The 25,671-nt window shown below is 54.5% G+C and carries 17 protein-coding genes; 5 read left to right on the top strand and 12 right to left on the bottom strand.

From position 1 onward, the window contains the following. Nucleotides 1-417: 417 nt before the first annotated feature. The 6 genes from LQZ21_RS05455 to LQZ21_RS05430 form a co-directional block, all read right to left on the bottom strand. Nucleotides 418-1,335, bottom strand: coding sequence for a CsgG/HfaB family protein (locus LQZ21_RS05455; RefSeq protein WP_411043226.1), 918 nt, complete (start codon nt 1,333-1,335; stop codon nt 418-420). Nucleotides 1,336-1,387: 52 nt separating this feature from the next. Beyond that, the gene (locus tag LQZ21_RS05450) at nt 1,388-1,912 is read right to left on the bottom strand and encodes a hypothetical protein (RefSeq protein WP_411043225.1); all 525 of its coding nucleotides are present in this window, start codon (nt 1,910-1,912) and stop codon (nt 1,388-1,390) included. Then, nucleotides 1,909-2,856 carry a hypothetical protein gene (locus tag LQZ21_RS05445; RefSeq protein WP_411043224.1) on the bottom strand — a complete coding sequence of 316 codons (948 nt, stop codon included), beginning with the start codon at nt 2,854-2,856 and terminating at the stop codon, nt 1,909-1,911. Before LQZ21_RS05445 ends, LQZ21_RS05450 begins: the two co-directional genes overlap by 4 nt. Nucleotides 2,857-3,006: 150 nt before the next feature. Then, nucleotides 3,007-4,545: a hypothetical protein gene (locus tag LQZ21_RS05440; protein ID WP_411043223.1), complete on the bottom strand. Its 1,539-nt coding sequence runs from the start codon at nt 4,543-4,545 to the stop codon at nt 3,007-3,009. A gap of 33 nt (nt 4,546-4,578) precedes the next feature. Continuing rightward, nucleotides 4,579-5,244 carry a hypothetical protein gene (locus LQZ21_RS05435; RefSeq protein ID WP_411043222.1) on the bottom strand — a complete coding sequence of 222 codons (666 nt, stop codon included), beginning with the start codon at nt 5,242-5,244 and terminating at the stop codon, nt 4,579-4,581. Nucleotides 5,245-5,545: 301 nt separating this feature from the next. Then, nucleotides 5,546-6,832 (bottom strand): solute carrier family 23 protein, encoded by a 1,287-nt coding sequence (locus tag LQZ21_RS05430; RefSeq protein ID WP_411043221.1) that lies wholly within the window; start codon nt 6,830-6,832, stop codon nt 5,546-5,548. Nucleotides 6,833-6,927: 95 nt separating this feature from the next. On the opposite strand from LQZ21_RS05430, the gene LQZ21_RS05425 reads away from it, so the two are divergent. Beyond that, nucleotides 6,928-8,337 carry an MBL fold metallo-hydrolase RNA specificity domain-containing protein gene (locus LQZ21_RS05425; protein WP_411043220.1) on the top strand — a complete coding sequence of 470 codons (1,410 nt, stop codon included), beginning with the start codon at nt 6,928-6,930 and terminating at the stop codon, nt 8,335-8,337. Nucleotides 8,338-8,345: 8 nt separating this feature from the next. Further along, a complete protein-coding gene (gene rlmB / locus LQZ21_RS05420; protein ID WP_411043219.1) occupies nt 8,346-9,074 on the top strand; it encodes a 23S rRNA (guanosine(2251)-2'-O)-methyltransferase RlmB in 729 nt (242 codons plus the stop codon). A gap of 362 nt (nt 9,075-9,436) precedes the next feature. On the opposite strand, the gene LQZ21_RS05415 is transcribed toward rlmB, so the two are convergent. Then, nucleotides 9,437-10,108, bottom strand: coding sequence for a SanA/YdcF family protein (locus tag LQZ21_RS05415; protein ID WP_411043218.1), 672 nt, complete (start codon nt 10,106-10,108; stop codon nt 9,437-9,439). A 446-nt stretch (nt 10,109-10,554) separates the two neighbouring features. On the opposite strand from LQZ21_RS05415, the gene LQZ21_RS05410 reads away from it, so the two are divergent. Next, nucleotides 10,555-12,306 carry a DEAD/DEAH box helicase gene (locus LQZ21_RS05410; RefSeq protein WP_411043217.1) on the top strand — a complete coding sequence of 584 codons (1,752 nt, stop codon included), beginning with the start codon at nt 10,555-10,557 and terminating at the stop codon, nt 12,304-12,306. Here LQZ21_RS05410 and LQZ21_RS05405 read toward each other — a convergent pair. The 5 genes from LQZ21_RS05405 to LQZ21_RS05385 all read right to left on the bottom strand — a co-directional run bounded on the left by LQZ21_RS05405 (nt 12,275) and on the right by LQZ21_RS05385 (nt 21,126). Further along, nucleotides 12,275-12,931 (bottom strand): cobalamin-dependent protein, encoded by a 657-nt coding sequence (locus LQZ21_RS05405; protein WP_411043216.1) that lies wholly within the window; start codon nt 12,929-12,931, stop codon nt 12,275-12,277. The genes LQZ21_RS05410 and LQZ21_RS05405 overlap by 32 nt on opposite strands. Before the next feature lie 73 nt (nt 12,932-13,004). Further along, nucleotides 13,005-14,396: a helix-turn-helix domain-containing protein gene (locus LQZ21_RS05400; RefSeq protein ID WP_411043215.1), complete on the bottom strand. Its 1,392-nt coding sequence runs from the start codon at nt 14,394-14,396 to the stop codon at nt 13,005-13,007. Between the two features lie 7 nt (nt 14,397-14,403). Then, nucleotides 14,404-15,798 carry a helix-turn-helix domain-containing protein gene (locus tag LQZ21_RS05395; RefSeq protein ID WP_411043214.1) on the bottom strand — a complete coding sequence of 465 codons (1,395 nt, stop codon included), beginning with the start codon at nt 15,796-15,798 and terminating at the stop codon, nt 14,404-14,406. Nucleotides 15,799-15,956: 158 nt separating this feature from the next. Beyond that, the gene (locus tag LQZ21_RS05390; RefSeq protein ID WP_411043213.1) at nt 15,957-18,566 is read right to left on the bottom strand and encodes a helix-turn-helix transcriptional regulator; all 2,610 of its coding nucleotides are present in this window, start codon (nt 18,564-18,566) and stop codon (nt 15,957-15,959) included. Beyond that, nucleotides 18,559-21,126: a LuxR C-terminal-related transcriptional regulator gene (locus tag LQZ21_RS05385; protein WP_411043212.1), complete on the bottom strand. Its 2,568-nt coding sequence runs from the start codon at nt 21,124-21,126 to the stop codon at nt 18,559-18,561. Before LQZ21_RS05385 ends, LQZ21_RS05390 begins: the two co-directional genes overlap by 8 nt. A gap of 351 nt (nt 21,127-21,477) precedes the next feature. Here LQZ21_RS05385 and LQZ21_RS05380 point away from each other — a divergent pair, with 351 nt between their 5' ends. After that, a complete protein-coding gene (locus LQZ21_RS05380; RefSeq protein ID WP_411043211.1) occupies nt 21,478-22,578 on the top strand; it encodes a flagellar motor switch protein FliG in 1,101 nt (366 codons plus the stop codon). Further along, the gene (locus LQZ21_RS05375; protein ID WP_411043210.1) at nt 22,575-25,607 is read left to right on the top strand and encodes an insulinase family protein; all 3,033 of its coding nucleotides are present in this window, start codon (nt 22,575-22,577) and stop codon (nt 25,605-25,607) included. The genes LQZ21_RS05380 and LQZ21_RS05375 overlap by 4 nt, the downstream gene beginning before the upstream one ends. The last annotated feature ends 64 nt before the right edge of the window (nt 25,608-25,671 follow it).

The raw sequence follows: 25,671 nt of genomic DNA, 5'->3' as shown, positions 1-25,671 counted from the left end.
CACAAAGGCGCCATCCAGTACCTGGTCCCATGGACCTTAAAAAGAATTTGACCACAAAGGCGCCATCCAGTACCTGGTCCCATGGACCTTAAAAAGAATTTGACCACAAAGGCGCCATCCAGCACCTGGTACCATGGACCTTAAAGAGAATTTGACCACAAAGGCGAAGAAGGCGAATAAGGAAAGAATTAAGAAGGAAGAATAAATAATGAAAGTGAGCCGTTATTCCTCATTCTCCTCACTCCTCACTCCTCTCCTTCTGCGCCTTCTGCGCCTTTGTGGTGAATTTCTTAATTCTGTATATGCATGGCCGTTTAATGTTTACAAGGTACTACTTTGCGGTTAATTTTTCCCCCGTTCGTGGTGTTCGAGTGGTTCGTGGTTAAAAATTCCTATGCGTTTATCCTGATGCTCCGGTTACAGCTGCTCCCGGGCGTTGGCGATGATTTCACCGGTTTTGACGTCCAGGGCTTTCATGGTCAGGCGGCGGGTATCGCCGGAACCGCTCACTTCACCGGTGATGACGATATTCGCCCCCAGGAAATTGCCGATGGAAACCGCTGATTCGTCGCTCACCGCGCCGGACATTTGGAAATTCTGTTCGGCCCGGATCAGTTCCAGGGAGCTCCGGTCAACGACCCTGAATTTACCTGACTCAACCAGCTGGAATTGCAGCTCATCCGTGATGAGCAGGGCGCTGTCTTTCTCTTGGGCATAAACGTTCAGCACCGCGATGATCCCATTTTCAGGGAGGACCCCGATAAATTTTTCGCTGATCCGGCGGATCGCCTCTTCCATGCGTGAAGCGGCCTGGACCTGGCGGCCCTGCATCTGACGCCGCAAATCGCCCTGGGTTCGGTTAATCACGACGTTTAAGTGGGGTTTCGGCCCGGTATAACTCGCTTTATACCGGACCCCTTCATACGCCACAAATTCAAGCTCCTGTTGGTCCACCGTAGTCATCAGGCTGAACTGGCCCTGCTGGTCCCGGGCAAAGGGGAGGACCGCGCTGCCCTCCTCAAACGCCACGAAGAGGAACTGGTCCCGCCGGTTATAGTTGAGGATCCGCCCCTCCAGAGAGGCCGGCAAGACTATCGTCAGCCGGGTATCCCGGACCAGGGCCATCCCGTCCCGGCTGAAACTGACGGACGCCGCTCCGGCATCATCGGACAGTTTCGTCAGGGTAAGCTGGGTCGAAAGGTAACACTGAAACAGATCCGTCCGGTCCCATCCGATTTCATCCAGATCGGCAATCAACAGCGGCTTGCCGGTGGCGCAGCCCATAAGACTCACGACAATAACCACAAAAAAAACGTTCCGGAAAATACCCTTCAAACTGCTTCCTCCTTAGCAACAATGAGAAACAATCGAGTTTCTCCGATTGGGATTAACTGCTTGGCGCCCCTTCTGGGAGGGAGAGAGAGGGAGAGACAGGCTCAGGAGCACGTATAGAAACAAATCCACTAAAACTAGCCGCTGCCCTTCCCTTGTCAAAGGTGAGCGCCGCCCAGTAACCTACTATAGGGGGGGGCTCAGTACTCGGAATATTCGGATTATTCAGGACGTACGAAATCGCAAGAAAGACACCATAAGATCCCGTACCATCCCATACGGAGTTCCCCGTATATGTAGACAAAGTAACCGTAGGCTTTGAGTTAGAAATGCCATATGCGATCGCTATCGGGGACTGGTATCTATTCAGAGCATCCAAATCTGCCGGACGTCCTGTTTCTTTGTACACCTTAACACTCGTAATAATAACCCCGGAATTTATATTGCTAATCGTCAGTTCTCCCCGTGGTTTACTGAACGCACTGTCCCCCTCATCAGAGGGATCCAGCTCAGCATCACAGCCCGAAAAGCCCAGGGCTAGAACCACACCTAATAACCCGGCAATAATCATTTTTTTCATGTTTTCCTCCATACAAAAAACTGATATCCAAGGTTTAACACAAAAGCCGAGCGGCGCCATGCGGTCATGGGGTCGTTTCCCACCGCCGTTTTACCCAGGTCCGTCGCATAACGGAGGTCCAGGAAGATGAGGTTCCTTCCAAAACGTATGCCTACATCCCCCCCAACCATCAAGCCCATGAGGGGATTCGCATAGGGTTCCTTTCCACCATAGGTGCCGCTCAATTCCAGATCCCCCAGGGCAAAATTGAAGTAGAGCCCTGCCAAAGGCTGCAGGACCACCGGCCCCAGATGAAAATCCCCTTTAACAATAAGCGGAAGCAGGAAGGAAAGACCCGTGCCCTCATCAAAACCCGGTACATTTTCTATAGTGCCCTTATCAGCCCTGAATAGGGCTTCGGCCTGGGCAACCACCATGCCAAAGTCCATGCCGAAGAACAGGCCCCCGCCAAAGGTTGGGTTTCCCTCTATATCCAGACCTTCCCAGTCGGTGTCGTCGGTATCATAGGAAAGGGAGTTCATGCCGACCAGGGCCCCAAAAAACAGGCCCCGATCCGGTGGACTCCGGGGAGGAGGGGTCTCCGAAACAGCGGAAGCTCTGTTCGAGGCAGCAGGGGCCGCCGCCGGTGCTTCCCGGGGGGATCTGCTGGTGGTCCCGGCCGGGGCTTCTTCTTGCCGCCGGCCGGGCTCGGCCGCCCGCCGGGATGACCGGGAAGGCTCTGAGGATGTCCCCTGCTCCGGGCCGGGGATGATCAAAGTTTCCCGATCCGGTACAGAGAGGGTCGAAGCGTCCCGATCCGGTGCGGGGAGGGCCGAAGTTTCCTGGTCGATAATCGAGCTTTCCCGGTCAGGCGCCGGTAAGGTTTCTGCCGGTACCGGGAAGCTTTGTCCGGCAAAAAACAACAGGACCCCCAGGGCTCCGGCACCAAACGATTTTGATTTCATTTTTTTCTCCTCAGCATAAAACCGCTCACATCTCCGAATACGGCTGCGCGGAGTCAAAGGCGCATACAAACCCATGGGTGATTACAAATCACCCATGGGACAATGGGCTGGTTTCAAAACCCGGTTGGTTTTGAAACCAGCCGCTCATGACTATCTTTTTGAATTCGCCTGGGACTCCGCCTGGAGCTTTGCAAGCTCCGGATCCGGATATGCGGGGACGTATATCTCGCCGCTCGGCGGATAGGCAGGCGCATACTGAATAGCCAGGGCCGTACCAGTCCAGGTTCGGTTGGTCACCGAAATCTTCTCAACATAGATCTTTCCCCCATTGGGATCATCTTCCTCGGTGATAAGGCCTTTTTCAAGCTTGCTCCTTTCCAGGGGCGAGGGTTCATGACCATCGGCAATATGGCGCCGTTCAATGATCTCATTAACCTGGTCATTGTAATCCAGGACCACATCGATAATCGCATGGGCATTGAGTTTCTTGGCCTCGGCCATCAGTTCCCCGTAGGTAATGTAATCGCCGGTCCAGTGATACTCCCCATCCGCTCCCATTTGGTAAACCGATTCAGACTGAAGCTGGATGATTCCAAGCGGGGTAAAATCTTTGGACTTAAAGACTTCGGGACCGACAAGCCCCCAGCCTTCCTGGACGCCCCGCCAGTTTGACCCGGTTCGCAGCTCAATGTCTTCCGCGGCGACGGACGAATAGGAGCCGATGTCGTACCGGGCTTTATCCGACGGGCGAATTACCATGGCTATATTGGCGGTGGTGATATCCGCAGGAATACTGATCCGTATCCGTTCTTTTAACTGAACCGTCGGGGTTCCGCTGATAGTTACCTGCAGGAATTGTTGGTTAGGCGTGTCCGGGTCTTGGTCACCGGTGGAGTCAACGCTCAGGTCCACATATTGGTATTGGGTTTCGTTTTGGGCTGCGTCTTCATCTTCGGAAATCGGTACGGTATCTTCCGATACAACAGCCTTTAAACCCCGGGGAAGGTTGGTAAACCAATGGGAAATATCGGTCCCCTGATCAATGCCCTTCGCCAGCTTAGTACCGCCAAATCCGATCCTGAAGGTCTTGGCATCAATCGGCCGGTTGACCGCGCCCCCGACAATAACAGAACCCACATCCACCCCGTAGACCTCAAAGCGGCGGTCCCGGTCCATCGGAATATCAAAATCCCATGAACGGTTGGTTACTTCCCAGGGCACCCGGATCTTGATAGGCTGATTGATCGGTTGCAGCGGAATGCCCTCAATGGTGGCGATAACCGTGGTGGCCCCCTTCTCGGCCGCGTATTTTGCTTTGGGATCCAGGGCATGGGCCGTGGCTTTTAAGCCCCGGGGAATATTGAGAAACCAACTCGTTATATCGGCTTTGTTCCGTATCGGAACCTGAATAGCTGTCTCAATAAGGGTAATCGTGATGTCCTTGGGAACGATTTTTATGCCCAGGGAACCCCCGATGATTTTGGTATTCGTACTTCGGTTCCATTGGACCTCTTCCTTTGCGGCAAACTGGGACTCGTCGGCAATCTCAACTTCCGCATCCACGATGTCGATCAGGGGAAAGCCCACCGGTCCGGCTGCCGGGGGAGGGGCAACCGTACTACATCCCGAAAAGCTAAACACGATAAACCCTGCTACTATCAACGTATACGCTATAAAATGCTTTTTCATTTCTGTTTTCTCCCTTCCTGATTTTTTTACCGGTTAGTTGTTATCCGCGGCGGTTTGACCTTCTTGCCAAGACTGGAAGGATGCCTCTTCTGTCGGTGAAACAAAGGCCCGGGAATTCCCGCGGGTAAGGTAGGTTCCGGGGATATTCACCCGGATCAGCTCCCGCATCGTTACGGTTGGGATACCGGAAATATAGATTTTGATGGAGTTTGCACCCTTCTTTACCTTGTGGGCCGTTGCTTCAAGCCCGTCGGGAAGGTTTTCAATCCAATCACTGACATCTTCCCCTTCTAATATGCCCTGAGAGAAGGTCTCGCCTTCGGGCAATTCAACCACGATGTCAACGACTTCCCAGGTCACTGCATAGGTATTTCTTCCGATTTCCCGTAATTCCTTTACTTCCCGTATTTCCTGGCCCCTGACCCCGGAAATCGCATATACCGGCGGGGGAATGCGTTCCGCCTCGGGAGCCAAGGCATCAGCCGGAAGGGCATAGACCGGACTCCCCGCCCGCTGAATACCCGCATTCCTGCGGGGCAGCGGAACCTGTATCCTGACCTCATCAAGATTGGGGGTTTCAATCACATACTGGGTACCCCCCTCTCCCTTACGGCTAGCGCTTGAATCAGAACCTCCAAGGGCAAATCCATGGATGGAGATCATCGCCAATCCCACGAAAATGAACAACATCCTCTTCATTTTTTTTCTCCTTTTGCATTGAAATTTGCACTGAAATAACGATTTTTCTAAAGGTGGACATGGACTGTCCCTTATAGGACAACACGGCATCAGGATCTCCCCGAGACCCCAACGCTAAACTAGGGGGCATTATAATAGTTTGCCTCGTATTTAGCAAGCCTAGGGCTAGTAATTTGGTAAAAAAAAGACAAAAAAACCACGAACCACCCGAAGCTCACAAACAAAGGAGAGCATTCAGGTGGATTCCGGAATATCGAAGCAAAAGGAGCGTGTTTTTCGCGGGTTTTTCCCTGCCCTGCCGCTAATCGGTCTTAATGGTTCCCCGGCTTGGGGGGAAGATGAGGTTGAGGATGATCCCCACCACCGTGGCCAGGGCAACCCCGGCAAGTTCAAACTGCAGCCCCTCGGTTATGGCAAAGGCCAGTTTGCCCCCCCCGATGCCGATGACAAAGATCACCGAACTTATGGTGAGGTTCCGCTTGTCCTTGTAATCTACCCCGCTTTCCACAATGGTCCGCAGCCCGCTGGAGGCGATGATCCCGAAAAGCAGCATGGAGATCCCCCCCATCACCGGGGTGGGGATGGTTCTGATCAGGGCACCGAATTTTTGGAAAAACGAGAGGACCACGGCGATGACTGCGGCGCCGCCGATAACCCAGACCGAATACACCCGGGTTATGGCCATAACCCCGATATTTTCACCGTAGGTGGTGTTCGGAGGCCCGCCCCACAGGCTCGCCCAGGTGGTGGCCAGGCCGTCCCCCGCCAGGGTGCGGTGTAAGCCGGGGTTTTTGTAAAAATCCTGGCCCACCACCTTACTGGTTACCAGGGTATCCCCCAGATGTTCACAGATGGTCGCCAAGGACACGATCACAAAGGTCGATACCGCGACGATGTTAAACCGGGGGATGCCAAACTGGGGCAGCCCAAACCAGGGGGCATCCCGCACACTTTGAAAATCGATAATCGCATAGGCGGGGAAGAACATCCCCATGATCAGGGTAAAGAGGTACCCCGCCACCAGGCCGATGAGGATGGGGATGGTACTGAAAAAGCCCTTCAGAAAAATATTTGCCGCCACGGTTATCCCCAGGGTAACCAGGGCGATGGAAAACATCACCAGGCTGTAGTTGCCGCCGCCGTCGTTCATGGCCATGGTCATGGCGGTCGGCGCCAGGTTGAGGCCTATCACCACGATAACCGAACCGATTACCACCGGCGGCAGGGCCTTGTCCAGCCAGCCCTTCCCCGCAAACCGGATAATACATCCCACCACGCAGTAAAAAATCCCCGCCACAAAGGCCCCGCCCAAGGCATAGGGCATGCCAAAGGCGGCAGATATGCCGATCAAGGCCGGAATAAAGGCAAAGGACGAACCCAAAAAAGCGGGAACCCGGGCGCCGGTCACCAGGATATAGATCAAGGTCCCGGTACCGGCGGTAAAGAGGGCGGTGGACGGATTCAAGCCGGTCAGCAGCGGGACCAGGATGGTTGCGCCGAACATAGCAAAAACATGTTGAATACTCAAGGGTATCCAATAGCCCAATGGGGGCCGTACCTGGGGCCCCAAAACTTCATGATGTGCCATAAAATCCTCCCTAATAGGGGTTACTATATACTATTTCCGCATCCAGGGCTATACGGATCCGATAATTCCCGGTAAACTTGCCCGGTGGAGAAGGCATGGATATTAGTTTTTATTCCCTTGGCGCGGCTGAGGAAGTTACCGGTTCCAAACATGTAATCACGGTTAACGGCCAGAATTACCTCATCGATTGCGGCGCTTTTCAGGGCAGCAGGGCGGAGGCGGACCGGAAAAACCGGAATTTCGGCATCCCCATCGATCGTATCCAGGGGGTAGTGGTTACCCACGGCCACTATGACCATTGCGGCCTTTTACCGCTGCTTACCAAAAAGGGTTACCGGGGAAATATCTATGCGACCCCGGCAACCAGGGATATCGCCAGCCTTATCATGATGGATTCGGCCCATATTCAGGCCCGGGACGCGGCGTATCTGCGCAAACAAGCCCATAAGCAGAATAAAAAATTCACCTGGGAACCCCTCTATGATGAACAGGATGTGATCCGGGCCACCGGGCAAATCATCGGGATCTCCTATAACCGTCCCCTTTTTTTAGGGGAGGGAGTGGAACTGGAATTTTACGATGCCGGTCATATTCTTGGTTCCGCCATGGCCATGATCACCGTAAAAAAAGACGGAGCGGAAACCAAAATCCTCTGTTCCGGCGATCTTGGCCGTAAGGATAAGCCGATTATTCGGGATCCGGACCGGGTTCCCGCGCCGGATTATATCATCCTGGAGAGTACCTACGGCGACCGCCGGCACGATACCTCCGAGGATGCCATGAAGAAACTCGCCGAAATTGCCCGGCGGACCGCCCGCAGCAGGGGGAAGATCCTCATCCCTGCCTTTGCCATTGAACGGACCCAGGAGCTGGTCTATTATTTTCACCTGCTGGTGGATGAAGGCGCCATTCCGGAGATTCCGATTTATGTGGATTCGCCCATGGCTGCCAATGCCACTACCATCTTTCAGGTACACCCCGAATGTTATGATGAGGAGATCCACGAAGCTTTTATCAAGCACCACAAAAATCCCTTTGGGTTTAACAATCTCCACTTTACCACCAGCGTAGAGGAGTCCAAGGCCCTGAACAACAAGCAGGGGCCCCTCATCATTATTTCCGCCGACGGTATGTGTGAGGCCGGACGGATTCAGCATCACCTGATCCACAATATCGGCGATCCCAATACCACCATTCTGACGGTGGGTTATATGGCCCAGGACACCCTGGGCCGGCGGATCCGTGATAAGGCGGCGGAGGTGAAGATCCACGATCAGTGGTTTAAGCGGAAGGCCCAGGTGGAGGAGATCAACGCCTTCAGCGCCCATGCGGATTATTTTGAGGCCGGCCAGTGGCTTCAGTCGCTGGATACTTCCCGCTTAAAACAGATTCTCCTGGTCCACGGGGAGCCTAAGGCCCAGAGCGCCTTTAAGAAGTACCTTATCGAAAAAGGTTTTGCCCATACGGAGATCGTCCAGTACGGCAAGACCTACGACTTGGGCTGAGGGTCCTCATGTGGTATTTAACCGGATTTCATGCCATTGAAGAGCAGATAAAATCGGGAAAAGCCGTTGGTTCCCTCCTCGTGGCAAAGGCGGGTCCCCGGGCCCGGGAGATCATTGCCCTGGCAATGGAACATAAGATCCGGATTGACCGGGTGGGGACCCATGAGCTTGATCACCTTGCCCCGGATCACCGGGGAATTGTTTTACCGGTGGAAGATCCCGGCTCCCCTGAGGATATTACCCTGGAAGGGTTTTTGGCGGGCCTGGGGGACCGGACCGACGTTCTGGTGGCGGTGCTGGATGAAATCACCGACCCCCACAATTACGGGGCCATCCTCCGTTCCTGCGATCAGTTTGGGGTGGACCTGGTACTTACCCGGAACCGGCGTATTGCCAAACACGCGGAGGTGATCGCCCATACCTCCGCGGGGGCGGTTTCCTGGGTTTCCGTGGCGGAGACGGCCAACCTGATCCGGGCGGTGGGGGACTTAAAGGCCGCGGGGTTCTGGATCTACGGCGCCGACATGGCCGGGGAACCGGTGTACACCCAGGATCTCCGGGGCCGTGCCGCCCTGATCCTGGGCGGAGAAGGAACCGGCATTTCCCGGCTCCTCCGGGAGAGCTGCGATGTCCTGGTGGCCATCCCCTCCCAGGGCAGAGTGGATTCGCTCAATGTATCTGTTGCCGCAGGGATCCTGTTCTACGAAATTACCCGTCAGCGGAGCCAACGATCATAGTTGGGCGCCGTCGGACGAATACTGCCTTTATGGCTGCCGTTGCCTGAGACATGGGAATAGTATAACCATGGCGGAATTATTTTGCAAGTAGATTAAGAAAAATGTCAACAATGCTCAAGGTAAAATAACCACGAACCACGCGAACACCACGAATGAAGAGGAAGAAATAACTACAAAGGCGCAGAAGGTAGGAAGGAAGAATAATTAAGAGAGGAGGGAGGAAGAAGGGCTTTTCATTCTTAATTTTTAATTCCCTTAAAACTATGCCTTTTAAATGAAAAGTTCGTGCGGTTCGTGTCGTTCGTGGTTTTTCTTTCTTTTGTTGAAACTGAAAATTGCTGAAAAAATATTGTTAGCCCGGCCTATATCCAGGTTTTTCTGCCGTCCCCGGAAATGGGGATCTTGTCCCCCAGATACCGGGGTTTGGGCTTAAAGGTGACATAAATAAACGCCTTCACCCGGGCCAGATACTCCCGGATCTCCCATGACATTTTGGTACGGAAGGCGAATTTTTCCTGGCTTTGGGCATAGGCGACCGCGTCGAGCCCCAGGCTGCGGGCTATGTATACCGCCCGGCTTACATGAAACTGCTGGGTAACGATGATCACATCCCGTACCTCAAAAACATCCCGGGCCCGGTACATGGAATCGTAGGTATTAAACCCCGCGTGGTCCATAAAGATGTCCGCTTCGGCAATACCCGGCGCCTGGGCCAGCACATAAAGCCGCATGGCATTTACCTCATCGTAATACCGCTCCCCGTGGTCACCGGAAAGCAAAAGCTTTTTCCCGGTTCCGGCTTCGATGAGGGCAATCCCCCCGATAACCCGGTCTTCCAAAACCCGGGAAAGCCGCGTTCCCCGGGTCTGGGACCCCAGGACAAGCACCGTTGTTTTATCCGGTATATCGTCGATATGGGCATATATGTACTTTTCAGCGCCCTTGATCATGCCCAGGTTAATCAAAACCGATCCCACCGCCACTAAAGCGGCCAGGCCCATGACGATTTTGATAACCTTTTTTACGATCCCCACCTTTAAACCACCTTTTCAATAACACCGCCTTGGAACCGGTAAACACTAATATATAGAAGAAATTCACCACAAAGGCGAAAAAGGCGAAAAAGGAAGGGAGAAGAATTAAAAAGGAAAAGTGAAGCATGAGGAAGCACCCACTCGTCACCCGTAATTCCTTATTCGCCGTATGCTCATTTAATTGACCGCGCAACGGTCCACCCTGTGGTGAATTTCTTAAATTCTGTATATATTAGCCTTTACAAGATGCCAGTATACCATGTTTTTGCTTAAAAGTACACCAAATAGGCGTAAGATCAGGGATGGCGCCTCTCAGCGGTATTTCATTCTTCCGTTCGTGTCTGTTCGTGTTGGTTCGTGGTAAAATTCTTCTCTATATTAGTTTTTAGCCTGGGTATCGGGCTATTGACGGAATATTCCGCATTGAGTACTATATAATTGAAAATATGATAATTTCTAACGACCATCCTTTTGCTTCCTTTGGCTTATCCGAGGGAGTGCTGGCGGCCCTTACCCAGAAGGGATTTGAGGCGCCCAGTTCTATTCAGTCCATTGCCCTGCCCCGGCTCCTGGCAGACCAGGGGCACCTCGTGGTTAAGGCTCGGACCGGCACCGGCAAGACCGCCGCCTTTGGGATACCCCTGGTGGAGCGGCTTACCCAGGGGGGCCACGAACCCCGGGCATTGATCCTCACCCCTACCCGGGAGCTGGCCCTGCAAGTTTCTAAAGAAATTGCCTCCTTTGCCCCGGGCCCCTATCCCCGGATAACCGCGGTTTATGGCGGTTCCTCCATCAGAAACCAGATCCTGGACCTCAAACGGGGTACGGAGATTGTGGTGGGAACCCCCGGCCGGATCATGGACCTGATGGAACGGAAGGTGCTGAACCTCTCCGCCATTGAGTGGTTCATTCTGGACGAGGCGGATGAAATGCTGGACATGGGCTTTTTTGAGGATGTGGAAACCATCCTCCGGGGGACGCGGAGCGATCGCCGGGTGGCCCTGTTCTCCGCTACCATGCCCGAGGCCATTTTAAAGATAGTCAAGGAATATATCGGCGAGGTGGAGATCCTGGAAGATACGGTCCCGGAGGATGAAAAACCCGCGGTGGACCAGTACTACCTGGTCTTAAAAAAGGAAGACCGCCTGGAGGGGCTCCGGCGGCTGATAGACGAGGCCGATGATTTTTACGGCTTGGTTTTTTGCGCCACCAAGGCCGGCGCTGATGAGCTCGCCCGCCGATTGGTAGAGGGGGGGTATTCCGCGGAAGCCATCCACGGGGATCTCACCCAGGAAGCCCGGGAGCGGACCCTGCGGCGGTTCCGTTCAAAACTGACCACCATCCTGGTGGCCACCGACGTGGCTGCCCGGGGTATTGATATAGAACGGCTCACCCATGTGGTGAACTGGGACCTGCCCAATGACCGGGAGACCTATGTTCACCGCATAGGCCGTACCGGCCGGGCAGGCCGGCGGGGTAAAGCCGTCAGCATGGTGCTTCCCTCGGAGCGGGGCCGGCTCAACGCCCTGTCCCGGAGCATGGAACGGGTTTTGGGGAGCCGGATCGAGTGGATGCGGCTTCCGCCGATAAAGTCCATAATGGATGCCACGCTGAACCGGATCCGCCGGGCGGTGATCGCCGCGGCTCCCCAGAACGGGGATACGCCGGCCCCCACTGAGGAGGCAAGCCCCGCGGCCCTCGCCCCGCCGCTCCACTCCCGGTTAGGCCGGGAACTCATCGATGCCTTGGGCGCCGAGGGGGCGGTGCTTGCCCTTATCGCCGGAAATTACGGGGAATCCCTGGATTTTTCCCGGTACAGCCCGGTAATGGAATTAAACGAATTGACCAGCCACGAAACGGAACGGAAGCGGGGAAGACACTCCTTTGATGATCCCAAGCTCCTCCGCCGGCACGGAGGAAGGGGTTTTACTGAAAAGAAAGGGGAAAAAGGCCGGGAAAACAAAAGCCGGGTATACATAGGCCTTGGCCGCCGCCACGGCGCTTCCGCAGGGGATGTGGCCCGGCTCTTGATGCGCGCCGGGGGTGTACCGGGACGCCTGGTGGACGGTATCGAGATGAAGGACTACTGCGCCTTTGCCACCATGCCGGAGGATGCGGCCCGGCGGGCCTATGCCTTCTCCCGGAACGCCCCGGAGGACCCTTCCATCAAGCCGGCATCGCCACCGGAACATCCTTAGACTGGGCCGCGACTAACTCGGCGGCGCTTACCGCATCCGGCGCATATATATCGGCGCCTATGGCCTGGCAAAATTTCTCCGTTACCGGCTTCCCTGTGACTATTATTTTTACCCGATCCCGTATATTTGCCGCCGCCGCGGTCTGTACAATAAGCTTAAGTTGATGCATGGTGGTGGTGACCATGGAAATAGCGGTAATAAATTGGGCATTTTCGTTAATAGCCGCCTGAATAAACTTTTCCGGGGAAACCCCCGTGCCAAGATCCATCACCCGGAATCCGAAGCCCTTCATCATAACCGCGATAAGATTTTTTTCAATATCCCGCAGTTCTCCCTTAACGGTTCCGATAATTACCGCAGGGCCCGGCTCCCCGGTGGGAGCGGGAATCAAAAGCCGCAGTGTTTTTAAGCCCATGTTCATCGCCCGGTCGGCGATCACCATTTCGGGAGAAAGGATCTCGTTACGGACCAGCCGTTCTTCCACTGTTTTTATTCCCGGAATCAAACCCTGTTTAAGAATACTTTCTACACTATAATTTTCCGCAAGCGCTTTGGTTATGAGAGCGGAAGTCTCCATCGCCTTGCCGGATTGCAAGCTACATGAAATCTCACTAAGATCAATCATACAAACTCCTTACCATTATTCATTATCCAACAAGCGTCAACCGTAATATTGTAATATATTTTAATATTCCAAATTACTTTTCAATAATAGAGCGGTAATCTATAGAAAAGTTGTCCTCTGAAATTTCAGAAACCCTGCCTCCTCCCTTGGTTCGGTATTTTCCGGGACTTATTCCGGTGTAATTTTTGAAGATCTTGGAAAACCAGCTTTGATCTTCAAAACCGCAGGAACCTGCTATTTCGCTTAAGGATAAATCGGTTTCGGTTAATAAACGGCCCGCCTTTTCCACCCGTAAACGATTCAGGTAACTTGAAAGATTTTCCCCCATTTCTTCCTTAAAAATAGTGCTGAAATAGGGAGCCGAAAGACCGGATACATCGGCTATTTCCTGGAGGCTTATCCGCCGGGTATAATGATCCCAGATATACCGTTCCGCTTTACGCAGCGCAGCGGCATGACGCACCCCCTTAAACGAAAAGATGTCCCCCGCCATACGCTCTACTATGGCGTGGAGCATATCGGTCAGTTCTTCGATATTTCTAGCCTCCTGTATGCGACAAAGATAATAGTTATTTGTTTCCAAAAGGACTTCTTCGGAATTACCGGGAGTTACATTTGCCCGGGAAAGGAGCACTACCAACTCGATGGCCCGAAATTGGATAAATTTAAAATGATCGGGATTTGAAAACAAAAGTACCGCTAAAAGCTCGTTCAGTATCTTCCGTCCCGTTTCATTATCCCCCCGCCTGATAGCTCCCAAAAGCTGCCGCTCTTTGCTTAACGAATACCCCGGCGACAGCTGCCCCTGGGGATATTGCTTTTTCAATTCCTCAATTTGGTTGGACAGATCGAACTGTTGTTCCGCCCGGCGTTTTAGAATTTCATGGTAATCATCAGCGCCGGTGGATAAGGATTCGGCCAAAACCAACAGGAGTTCTGCCAGGGCTTTAATTTTTCCCGATTCCGCCAGGGGGTATTTTTTCGGATGCTGCTGCAGTTCCTCTTCGGAGAGCTGCCCCTGGGTCATTATCGAAAGGGCATGGCTCGTCTCCAGGCAGTCAACCCCCAGGAAACCGGTAACCAGCAGGGACCCCACGTAAGAGCCCTCGGAATAAAGGGGACTTGTCCAGAACATAAACCCCAGATCGCACATATAGATATAGGAGCCGCCAAAACGATGGGCCTCTTTAATCGCGTTAACGTGCTGTTCGTCGCAGGGGGTGTTTACTAAATCCCGGCTATTACCCGGTTTATCAGGGACCATGTATTTGATACAATAAAAGCAGGTGTTTTTTTCCGTCTGAATATAATCATGGTATACCTCCGGTATGGGTTGATAGTTTTTATCATGGACGCTCACCAGGGTGCCGGTGGCTTTGGCATACAGTAAAAGCAGCTTATAGGCCTTAAGCAGAATGGGATCGGTTTGGGCGGCTGCATTGGTCAAGGTTTCTTCGGTTGTCATGGTTCACCTATAATGAGGAATAGGGATCGTTTTCGTCCTGAGGAAGGGAATTGATGTTTCCCCCGGTTTCACGGTACTTTCCCGGACTGATCCCGGCATACGTTTTAAATATTTTTGAGAACCAGCTTTGATCCTCAAATCCGCAGGCCCCGGCAATTTCGCTTAAGGGAAGGGTGGTTTCGGTAAGCATGGCGGAGGCCTTTTCTACCCGGAGGCGGTTCAGATAATTCGACAGGTTCTCTCCCATTTCTTCTTTAAAAATGGTACTAAAATAAGGAGCCGACAGCCCCGATGCGTCGGCAACTTCCTGAAGGCATATTTTCCGGGTATAATTTTCCCATATATACCGCTCCGCCTTCCGCAATGCCGAAGCGTGGCGTACCCCCTGGAAGGAAAAAATCTGTCCGCCCATGCGTTCCACAATGCTGGCCATAACATCGGTCAGCTCTCCAATGTTTTGCGCTTCCTGAATATAGCGTATGTAGCGGTTGTTTTTTTCAAGCTGCGTATTGTCCTCGGTGGCATCCGGGGTTATCGTTTCCCGGGACAGGAGAACTACCAGCTCTATGGCCCGGAGTTTGATACAATCAAAATTATTGGGATTTGAGGTAAAGAGATTTTCCAAAATTTGATTCAGGATCTTTTTCCCCGTTTCATTGTCCCCCCGCCTGAGGGCGGCCAAAAGCTGCCGTTCCCGGTCCAGGGAGTATCCGGAAACAACATTTTTTTTGCCCCGCAGGCTTGGTGATAATTTGATTGGCGGCGGCATGCGGGAAGTCTGTTCATCCTTGTGTTTGATGATTTCAATATAATCTTCAGGCGTCTTGGATATCTGCTCCGAACAAACCAACAAAATTTGGGCCAGGGCTTTGATCTCTTCAAAGGTCCGTACCGGAATGTTTTTAAGGCGGTCCGCGATTTCTTCTTTCTCCACCTTGCCTTGCAGGAACTCGTATATTTTTTCGGCTTCCTGCTGCCGTTCCACGGAAAGCACCTTCCCTGCGATTAACGCTCCCGCAAAACGTCCGGTAGAATAAAGCGGACTGGCCCAAAATATAAATCCTGCATCACAGACATAGATATAGGAGCCGCCCATGCGCTGGGCTTCGTTTGCCCCGTTTATATGCAGGGAAAGACACGGATACGCTTCCGCATCTCCCTCGGCAGGGGAGGATTGCTGTTTCTCTCTACAGAAATTACAAAAGGTGTGGCAGCACCCTTTAATAGGACGGCCGGTTTGATCCAGTACTGCTACGGCACAATCCGTTGCTTTTTCATAGGATTTAACCACCCTATAGGCCTTAAGCAGCAGGGGTTCTATCTCCCGGCGGTTTATAATATTGGAAGAGGATGTTTTTTGTTCCTGTTTTTCCTGGGTATCCGCATACTGATACCTGTTCATAAAATGTCTCCTTAGCGCCTCGTTCAAAACGAAAGTTTTAAACAAGGTACCATAATCAACATTCTATGCATCACTTACGAACGTAATACACCCTAATGGCTAAAAATGTTTTTTTTTTCGATTTTTTCGATAAATTAAGCGGCTTACAACTACTTTTATTACAAACCACGATTACCGGCGTCAGGATTATTGATTTTTAATATGCCCCGGGCAGTGGCAATCCGTATCGCGTCGGCCCGGTTGACCGCTCCGAGTTTATCGTAGATCGCGCCGATGGTCATTTTAACGGTATTAAGCGAAAGGGCCCTGTCCCGGGCTATCTCGTCCCGGGTTAATCCCTGGGAGAGGCCGATCAACACCTTCCGTTCCCGGGAGGATAACACCATATCCGGCGTTGATTCCTGCTCCCGGTATTTTTGGAGGGTCACCGAAACTTTTTTCGCATACGCCGACGCATTTTTAAGGATCATCTCCAGCCACGATGGAGGGATCCGGTGGTGGTGGTCCTTCAGGGCTGCAAGAATAAGGGGCCGTATATGATTACCCATCTCGATAAACGGCATATCCAGGGCATCGGGCCGTGCCAGTTCGTAGGCCGCTTCCAAGGCTTCCCGGGCCGCTTCCGGCTTTTCTTTGTGGTAGAGGCATACCGCCTCCAGCACCTTCATCTCCAGCCGTCCCAGAAGATAGGCCCCCAGCCCATAGGAGTCTCTCCTGTTTTCTATTATGGCCAGGGCGTCGTCGTATCGCTTTTCCGCAAGATACCCCTTGATCCCGGTCAGAATCTCCGGGCCCTGCATGAGGAAATTTAACTCCGTATCTTCGGGATCCTCCAGAATCCAGGGGGCAACCTTGCCGGTTTGTCCGATATGGGCATAAAACCAGCCGGTGAAGATGTCGTAGAAAACAGTACGGTTTACATAGTCCGTCACTTCCAACTGGGCATCCAGCAGTTTGAAAAGCTCCGGGATTTTGGTATATCTTCCCCGGACAAGGGCTATGCGCAGGAGGTAAAAGAGGCTGCGGGTTTCAATCTCGTATTGGTTCCGCCGTTGGGCCTTATACAGGGCCTGGTAGGCGAATTTTACCGCATTATCCAGATCCCCCCTGAAATAGGCGGCTTCCGCCCGGGCGAGGTCGGTCAAACCGCAGATGCAGCCGTTCACGGAGGCGACGATATGGGGTTCCGCGGCAGCCATCGCCTGGATATACCGATCCAGTTCCCCCTCTTTCGCAAGGCCCACCCGACAGGCATAGGGCACCAGGTTGGTCACGGTAACGGTCCCCCGGATCTCTACCCCGCCCAAGCGGTAGTAGTGATGGGCCTTTTCAAAGAAGCGGGGGAACTCGTAGTTTTGGGTGAAGGGACTGGAGAGCATCCCGATAAAGCCCAGGTTGTTGTAGCTGCCGTATAAGGTCCGGTTGTTATGGACCGAAGGAGGCAGGGCCTCAAAGCGTTCTATGAGTCCCCGGGCTTCCTCGGCGGCTTCTTCCAGCCTGCCCAGGGTAAAGAGCAGCCGGGTATGCAGGACCGGGGCCCGGGGGCTTTCCTGGTACAGTTTTTCCGGCGCCCGGTCCATGATATCCAGGAGGAAACGGATGAGATGCTCCGGCAGCACCTGGGGGAGGGTATAGACCACCTCCATCAGCTTAGTATAGGCCCCGGCTTTTTCATAGTACCCGATGGCGTCCATCTTCTGGCCGTTTTTCTCGCACCAGTTTCCGGCCAGGAGATAGACCTCTTTTTTTTCCTCCGCCGTTAAGCGGTCCTGTTTACCAACGAGATACTGCTGGAACAGGTGGTGGAGCCGGTAGGCGTCCAGATAGGGATCGTACCTGACGAAGGACCCGATCTTCTCTATCTCTGCAATGAACTGATCGCCCCCGGATATTCCCTTGATGAATTCGAGGGGGAGATGCTCGATCAGGGAGAATTTGATAAAATATTTCTGCATTTTTTCAGAAATGGTGGAAAAAAGCTCCCGTTCAATCCGGTTGAAGATATTGAACTTCAGAAAACCGCGGCTGTAACCCTCATCGGCCCGCTTTTTTAAGGCCAATGCCGCCAGATGTATGGCAAAGGCCCAGCCTTCGGTATCCCGGTAGAGGCTGCGGGCCGCTTCCTCGGGCAGGGTAATATCCTCCAGCCGGAAGTAGTCGATCATTTCGTCCGGGGTAAAGCGAAGATCATCCTCGGTTATTCTGGCCAGAAGCCCCTTGGAGAGGAGACTGACCGTATTGATCGCCGGTTCCTTCCGCGAAATAAGGATGGAAGTCAAATTACGGAAAGAAACGGTGGAAGATAACTCCAGAAAATTCAGGACCGGTTCGTTGTGAATCAGGTGAAAATCATCGAACACCGCGACGTATTTTACATCCGGTATTGCATTCCGCTGGGGAATGAGCAAATACCGATCGAATTGCCCTTTTGTTTCCGGAAAGCCGTTTTCCGCCATTTTCGCGGCGCCTTCCGGGCTGAGAAAGGCCACCGCCCGGACGAAATTTTCCCAGAACCGCCAACTGTTGTTATCCCGCTCGGACAAATGGATCCATACGGTCCTAAAGGGGGTATTCCGGAGATACGAATAAACCGCCAGGGTTTTACCGTACCCCGCCCCGGCGACCACGGTAACCAGGCGGTGCCGGACCGCCTGGTCCATAAGCTGCTGTATCCGGGGCCGGTTCAGAATAATTTGGTTATCCGCCACCGGCGAGGCACCAGGGTAAAAAAACTGCCCGGTAAGTGATCCCGCTGTATCCTCATTCATTGTTTTTCAATATTCCTTTTGAAACGGCGATCCGCACCGCGTCGGCACGGTTTACCGCTCCCAGTTTATTATAAACATTTCTGATGACACTTTTCACGGTATTGATGGAAATTTCGCTGTCCTCGGCAATTTCTTCCCGGGTTAAGCCCTGGGAAAGACCGGTTAACACCGCCAGTTCCCGGGGGGAAAGGCCCGAACCCCGGGAAGCCGGCGGATGCCGCTGTTCCCGGAAATGTTCCGCCGCCTCAAAGAGCCGTTGGGCGTGGGCCGATGCGCCCCGCCGGATCTTCTCAAGCCAGGGCCGGGGAATGGCGCAGTTTTTTTCCCGCAGGGCCATCTCTACCAGGGTCCGGACATCCTTACCGATTTCGATAAAGCACATGTCCAGGGCATTGGGTTCCGCCAGGGTATAGGCCTCGGTTAAGGCCGCCAGGGCCCCCTCCTTATCATCAAGCTCCTTGAGGCAAACCGCCTCCAGGACCTTCGTGGTGATCTTGCCCAGCAAAAAGGCCCCCAGGCTGTATTGGTTTTCCCGGTCCCCCAGGGCAGCCAGGGCAACGGGGTAACGTTTTTCAAAGACCTGCCATTTGGTCCGCACCAGGGTTTCCATTCCGTGGATGAGGGAATTGAGCTCGCTTTCCTCAAAATCGTTGGTCAACCAGGGGGCAAGTTTCCCGGCCTGGCGGATCTGGAGATAAAACCAGCCGGTAACGATATCGTAGAAGATCTGGCGGTTGACATATTCGGTCACCTTCAACTGGGCTTCCAGGGCTTTAAGGATCTCCTGAACCTCCCCATAATCCCCCCAGGCCAAATTGATTCGGAGCAGGTAGAAGAGGCTGCGGGTTTCAATCTCATACTGGGCCTGTTCCCGGGATTTGGCCAGGGCTGTCCGGGCAAACTTTTCCGCCTCCTCCAGCTTTCCCCGGAAATAGGCCAATTCCGTCCGGGCGAGGTCGTCCATACCGTAGTAACAGCCGTCCATGGTGGCGGTCAGGCAGGGGATCGCCTGGGCGGTAGCCTCGATGAACCGTTCCATCTCCCCCTTTTCAGGGCTTCCCACCCGGCATATATAGGAACTTAAGCCGGCAACCCGCAGGGCGGCGATCGCGTAGGGGAGCCGCTGGTAATAGGTATGGGCCCGTTCAAAGTAGGGGACAAAATCGTATTGCCGGGTATGGACGCAGGTGATAAAGTGGATAAACCCCAGGCTCTGGTAACAGCCCGAGAGGAGCCGGTCCGAAAAGGCCGAGGGGGGGAGGCTTTCGTATTCCTTGATGACCCCCTGGAGTTCAGCCAGGGCCTTGTCAAAACGTCCCAGGGTAAAGAGCATCCGGGCATGGATGATCCAGGCGGTGGGGTACTGCCGGTACATCTCCTGGGGCGCCCGGTCCATAAGCTCCAAGAGAAACTGGGCGGTACGTTCCTGAACAATCATGGGCAGGGTATACACCGTATCGAAGAGTTCCCCGTAGGCCCCGGCCTTTTCAAAATAACCGATGGCGGCCATCCGCAAATCATGGACGGCGCACCACCGGGCGGCCTTGGTATACACCTCTTTTTTCTCGTCCTCGCTTAATTCCCCCTGCCGGGCGCTTAAAAATTCCAGGAACAGGTGGTGGATATGGTACTCATCCAGGTAGGTATCCAAGCGGATAAAGGAGTTTACCTGCTGCAGTTCTTCGATGATGGTTTGATCCGGGGCCAATTCGGCGATGAGTTCCACGGGATAGTGATCGATCAGGGAGAGCTTGATGAGGAATTTCTGCAATCCCCGGGAATTGATGGAAAACACCTCCCGCTCGATCAGGGGGAAGATATTGCTCCGCAGGGAAGCGCGGCCGGAGTCCGTGGCGGCGGCTCCGTTTTTGAGGGACAACCCCACCAGGTGTATGGCAAAAGCCCAGCCCTCGCTGTCCCGGTACAGATCCGACAGATTCCAGCCCGGGTCGATATGCTGCATCTTATAGTAGGCAATGATCTCCTCCTGACTAAACCGGAGATCCATCTCGGTGATTCGGGCTATCTTGCCCTGGGCTTCCATGCTTCCCAGGTCCAGGGCCGGTTCGGTCCGGGAAATAAGAATGGAAGTAATACTGGGAAAGGGGCTGGTAAGGGTCTGCTCCAGAAAACGGAGGATCTTTTTATCCTGGATCAGGTGGAGATCGTCGTATACAAAAATGTATTTCAACCCCGGATTTACGACCTTTCGGGGGATAGCGAGGTACCGCTCAAACTGCCGCTTTGTTTCAGGAAACCCGGTATGGGCCAGCCCATACCGGGTATCGTCATTGTTATAGGCCGCCGCCTGGACAAAATTTTCCCAGAAACGCCAGGGGTAATTGTCCTGGGGGGAAAGCTGCAACCATGCGGTCATCATGTTATACTTCCGCACAAAGGAATAGACCGCTTGGGTCTTGCCATATCCTGCCCCGGCGGTTACTATAACCATGGGGCGTTGGATCGCCTCTTCCAAAAGGCGATCCAGGCGGGGCCGTTCCAGGTAGGACTGATTGCTCCGCTCCATCGAAACGTTGCTGTGAAAGAATTGATTCGGCATCGATTCTCCCTTATTGCTCTGGTAGAAGATCGAGGGAAGTATAATCCTATGATAAAATCTACCAGATATTGTATTTTCTTACGACTGTTGGTATTATTTTACTATTATATCCTACTTAACTAGATTGTCAATAAAATTTATAGATAAATTTTTCTAATTTTTGAACCCCATGCTCCGGGGGCCTTTTCCCCTTTTTTAAAATATCGTAAGATATTAGGGGGAGGGTTAACAAAACTGAAGGACAGGAATACGATTCCGGAACATGCCCAGCTTCGGGGGGTTTCGGCATACCAACATACCCTGCAAAAAAAAGGTCCCGCTGAAAAAGGGCAAATTCCGGTGGAGCCGGGTTTGTCCAAAACCGTCCCCCCAGAAGTCCCGGGTACGGGATTACTTAAAACCGGGCTACCCGGGGGCCTTCCCCCAAAAAAAGCGGCCCCACCCCCGGAGGGGGATTCTAAATACCGCCGGGTAGCTAAATTCCTCATCCTTATCGGCGGAGACGAGGCGGCGAAGATCCTCTCCCAACTGGAAGTAGACCAGGTGGAGCTTATTTCCAAGGAAATAGCCTCTGTCCGGGGGATTACCGCCGAGGAGGCGGAGTCAATTCTGGCGGAATTCCGATCCATCCTGGATTCCGGCTATCGTTTTTCCGGGGGAGTCTCGGGGGGGGTGGAAACCGCCCGCCGGCTTTTATACGCCGCCTTTGGGCCCGTCCAGGGCGAAACCTACCTCACCCAGGCCGTTCCGGAAAGTAAGGAAAATCCCTTTGGTTTTTTAGAGGATTTTTCCGGGGAACAGCTCGCCCTGCTTTTACGGGAAGAATCCCCCGCAGCTTCCGCCGTGGTCCTCTCCCGGCTATCCCCGCAGTTAAGCGCCGCCCTGTTGACCCAGCTCCCGGGGGACCAGAAAGCGGAGATTCTCCGCCGGATCGCCCATCTGGACAAGACCGCCCCGGAGGTCCTGGAGCGGGTGGCAGCGGTTCTCCGGGAAAAAGCCCGGGCCATAGGCCGCGGCAGGGAGGAAACCCTCCGCCTGGACGGCATGGGGGCCCTGACGGCGATCCTCAAGTCTTCGGACCTCTCCTTTGGGGACCGGCTTTTGCAGGAATTGGAGGAAAACGACCCCGGCTTGGGCCGGAATATAAAAGAACGGCTCTATACCCTGGAGGACGTGATCCGCGCCGACAACCGGCCCCTTCAGGAAAAACTCCGGTCCATGTCCAACCGGGATATCGTGCTGCTCCTCAAGGGCCGTTCCGGGGAATTTACCGAAAAAATATACGCCAATCTGTCCGCCGGCCGCCAAGAGATGATTCGGGAAGAAACGGAACTGATCGGTCCGGTTCCCAAGGTGGAGGTGGATGCGGCGGCCCGGGATTTTCTTGCCTGGTTCAGGTTAAACCGGGAAGAAGGCCGGATTATACTTCTGGATGATGAGGATGTGGTATGAATACAACGTTGCGGGCAGGACAGATCCTGGACAGTGGTTTTGAAATTTTGGAATTGGTCGATCTTCCGGAGCTGGCAGCGGCCGGTATTTGGGCCCGGCACCAAAAAAGCGGGGCCGAGGTTTTCCATATCTTAAACGAAGATCCTGAAAACCTCTTTGCCTTTGGTTTTGCCACCACCCCGGAGGATTCCACCGGGGTCGCCCATATCCTGGAACATTCGGTTCTTTGCGGCTCGGAAAACTATCCCCTGCGGGACGCCTTCGGGGTCCTGGCCCAGGGCAGCCTCCAGACCTACCTTAACGCGTGGACCTTTCCCGATAAAACCCTGTACCCCGCCAGCTCCGTCAATGAGCATGATTATTTCAACCTTATGGCCGTATACGGGGACGCGGTATTCCGGCCCCTTCTTTCGGAATGGACTTTTATGCAGGAGGGCCACCGTTTGTTCTTTGCCCCGGAGGGGGAGTCCCCGGCCGGGGGCTTACAGATCACCGGGGTGGTATACAACGAGATGAAGGGGGCCTACTCCGCCCTGGACGCCTATGCCGAACACTGGTCCGTCAAGGCGGTACTCCCCGATACCCCCTATGCCCTGGAATCCGGGGGGGACCCGGAATCGATCCCGAACCTGACCTGGGAGGGTTTGAAGGAATTTCACCGGACCCGGTACGCCCCGGCGAACTGCCGGATCTTCCTGGCGGGTAATATCCCCACGGAAAAACAGCTTGCCTTTCTGGATGAACGGTTCCTCTCCCGGCTCCCCCCGGGAACGGCCGCCCCTCCCCTGCCCCAGGCCGCCCCGTGGGATAGCCCCCGGACCTTCCGGGTTCCCTGCCCCGCCGGGGGGGAACAGAAGACCACGGCATTCCTCTCCTGGCGCTGCGGCGACTCCACGGATTCCGCCGAAACCATGGCCCTGTCGGTGCTTACGGAGATCCTCCTGGGCCACGACGGTTCCCCCCTGACCCGGACCCTTATCGAATCCGGCCTGGGGGAGGATATTTCCCCGGTCACGGGTCTGGTGAATGAACTCCGGGAAACCATTTTTGTGGCGGGGCTCCGGGGGGTAAAGGACCGGGAAGCCCTGGGCGGACAGGAAGCGGGGGCCGCGGTGGAGGCCCTGATCCTGGGGGAACTGCGCCGCCTGGTTCGGGAAGGCATTCCCCGGGAAGAAATTGAGGCGGCCCTCCTCTCCCTGGAATTCTCCAACCGGGAGATCCGCCGTTCCGGGGGGCCCTTCTCCCTGGTGTGGCTGCAACGGGCCTTCCGGGGCTGGCTCCACGGGAAAAAACCCTGGGAACGGCTCCTTTTTGTCCCGGCTTTTACCGCCCTCAAAGAACGGATCTCCCGGGAAGCAGGTGTTTTTGAATCCCTGATCCAAAAACGCCTCTTGGATAACCCCCACCGGGCCCTGGTTTTGGTAGAACCTGAACCGGAATACCTGGAAAAAAAGGAAGCCGCCCTGGCAGGGGCCCTGGCCCAAAAAGCGGCGGCCCTGTCTGAGGGGGAACGCCGGACCATCGTGGAAAAAAACGCGGAGCTTGAAAAACTCCAGGCTGCGGGGGACTCGAAAGAAGCCCTGACCCGGATCCCCCACCTTTCCCGGCAGGACCTTTCCGGGGAGGTCGAAACCATTCCCCGGGAGCTCCGGGATGCCCGGGGGATACCGGCCCTTACCCACGGGGTGTTTACCAACGGTATTATCTACGGGGATCTGGCTTTCCCCCTGGACATACTTACCCCGGCGGATTACCCCTGGCTGCCCTTTTTTTCCAGTGCCGTGATTGCCGTGGGCCTTCCCGGCCGGGACTATGGGGAGGTGTCGAGCCTCCTCGCCCGTACCGCCGGGGGCTTACATGCCCTGCTGCACACCGGTTCCTCCCTTACCGATACCCGGTCCCTGGCCACCCCGGGAGGGGTCCTGGATCTCTCCGGCCGAGACTGGCTGGTCTATCGCCTGAAAGCCCTGGAGGAAAAATTTTTCCCTGCCCTGGATCTGACCCTAGAACTTATCCGGGAGGCGGATTTTTCCGATCTCCGCCGGATCCGGGATCTGGTTTTGGAAACAAAAAACGAGATGGACGCAAGCCTGGCTCCGGGGGGGCATAGTTATGCGTTCTGCCGTTCAGGCCGGTATTTTTCCCGTTCCACCGCCATAAATGAACTATGGGAGGGCCTGGATCAACTTCGGTTTATCCATACCCTGGCGGAGCTGGATACCGCGGAGATCAGCCGTACCTTGACCTCCCTCCGGGACCGGATCGCCGCGGGGGGGCTTCTGTTAAACCTCAGCGGTTCCGGGGAATCCCTCCCCGGCTTCCTCCGGGGGGCGGCGGAGCGGCTGTATCCCTTCGGTCCCCCCCGGCCCCGGAATCCCGCGGCCGGGGGCGCGGATCCCTTTTTTGCTCTGATCAGCGGGAAAAATCCCCCGGCGGCGGCACAGGCCGAAGTTTTTGTTTCCCCCTCCCTCCAGGTCGGTTTTGCCGCTTTGGCCCTGCCCGGCGCATCCTTTTTGTCCCCGGCGGCGGCAGCGGAGGCGGCCCTTTCCCATTGGCTTTCCACGGGCCCGCTCTGGGAGGATATCCGGATGCGGGGAGGGGCGTATGACGCCTTTGCCCATCCGAATAACCGGGAACGGGTTTTTTTCTTTGCTACCTACCGGGATCCCAACCCCCGGCGGTCCCTGGAATCCATGGGTCTTATCCTGGGGAAAGCCGCTGCCCAGGGGATGGACGAAGAATCCCTGGTAAAAACCATTATCGGCACCTACTCCAAAGAAACCCGCCCCCGGACCGGCGCGGAAAAGGGGTTTATCGATTTTTTCCGTTTTCTCTCCGGGATAGAGGATCTCCACCGGGAGCGAAATCTCCGCCGTCTGATCGCCCTGACTGCGGAGGATATGGCCGGGGCGGCGGAAGGTCTCGCCGCCCATATTGTTGGGGCGCCGGCGGTGATTATCGCCGGCGCTGCTGCCGGAGAAAGGGCTGCCCGGGACTTGGGGGTGGAATTTCAAAATTTACCTGCCTAACCGCAATATTTTTCTTGACTTTATTCTTTCTCTGTATTACACTTTGTATTGTATTACACGATGG

The sequence above is a fragment of the Treponema sp. TIM-1 genome, assembly GCF_046533115.1.
GTDB lineage: Bacteria > Spirochaetota > Spirochaetia > Treponematales > Breznakiellaceae > JAIRMO01.
This window is presented reverse-complemented; position numbering and strand designations above follow the sequence as displayed.

Coding starts and splice junctions, on each gene's coding strand:
- LQZ21_RS05450 (WP_411043225.1), bottom strand. CDS start 1,912: ATGAAAAAAATGATTATTGCCGGGTTATTAGGTGTGGTTCTAGCCCTG.
- LQZ21_RS05445 (WP_411043224.1), bottom strand. CDS start 2,856: ATGAAATCAAAATCGTTTGGTGCCGGAGCCCTGGGGGTCCTGTTGTTT.
- LQZ21_RS05440 (WP_411043223.1), bottom strand. CDS start 4,545: ATGAAAAAGCATTTTATAGCGTATACGTTGATAGTAGCAGGGTTTATC.
- LQZ21_RS05435 (WP_411043222.1), bottom strand. CDS start 5,244: ATGAAGAGGATGTTGTTCATTTTCGTGGGATTGGCGATGATCTCCATC.
- LQZ21_RS05430 (WP_411043221.1), bottom strand. CDS start 6,832: ATGGCACATCATGAAGTTTTGGGGCCCCAGGTACGGCCCCCATTGGGC.
- LQZ21_RS05425 (WP_411043220.1), top strand. CDS start 6,928: ATGGATATTAGTTTTTATTCCCTTGGCGCGGCTGAGGAAGTTACCGGT.
- rlmB (WP_411043219.1), top strand. CDS start 8,346: ATGTGGTATTTAACCGGATTTCATGCCATTGAAGAGCAGATAAAATCG.
- LQZ21_RS05410 (WP_411043217.1), top strand. CDS start 10,555: ATGATAATTTCTAACGACCATCCTTTTGCTTCCTTTGGCTTATCCGAG.
- LQZ21_RS05405 (WP_411043216.1), bottom strand. CDS start 12,931: ATGATTGATCTTAGTGAGATTTCATGTAGCTTGCAATCCGGCAAGGCG.
- LQZ21_RS05400 (WP_411043215.1), bottom strand. CDS start 14,396: ATGACAACCGAAGAAACCTTGACCAATGCAGCCGCCCAAACCGATCCC.
- LQZ21_RS05395 (WP_411043214.1), bottom strand. CDS start 15,798: ATGAACAGGTATCAGTATGCGGATACCCAGGAAAAACAGGAACAAAAA.
- LQZ21_RS05390 (WP_411043213.1), bottom strand. CDS start 18,566: ATGAATGAGGATACAGCGGGATCACTTACCGGGCAGTTTTTTTACCCT.
- LQZ21_RS05385 (WP_411043212.1), bottom strand. CDS start 21,126: ATGCCGAATCAATTCTTTCACAGCAACGTTTCGATGGAGCGGAGCAAT.
- LQZ21_RS05375 (WP_411043210.1), top strand. CDS start 22,575: ATGAATACAACGTTGCGGGCAGGACAGATCCTGGACAGTGGTTTTGAA.